This is a genomic window from Halorubrum sp. Ea8, assembly GCF_002252925.1.
Classification (GTDB): domain Archaea; phylum Halobacteriota; class Halobacteria; order Halobacteriales; family Haloferacaceae; genus Halorubrum.
Window position 1 is genome coordinate 1,173 of sequence record NZ_NHPF01000019.1, and the last position, 206, is coordinate 1,378.

The following is a 206-nucleotide window of genomic DNA, read 5'->3' on the forward strand; positions in this document are numbered from 1 at the left end:
CCCGGCGCAGGTCGCGCTCGCGTGGCTCACCGAGTGGGACGAGTTCACCTGCGTCCCCATCGTCGGCGCGCGCACGACCGACCAGCTCGCGGAGAACGTCGCCGCGACCGACCTCGCCCTCTCGGACGCGCAGTGGGACCGGATCATGGACGCGCGGTACGCCCCCGACGGGGCGCTCTGGGGGCACTAGTCGAGCGGGGCGGGAC

1 protein-coding gene is annotated in these 206 nt (G+C 74.8%); it reads left to right on the forward strand.

The features are described from left to right. Positions 1–190 (forward strand): aldo/keto reductase (locus tag DJ74_RS19500; protein WP_254922114.1); only part of this gene is annotated, 190 nt, incomplete at its 5' end. Between the last annotated feature and the right edge of the window lie 16 nt (positions 191–206).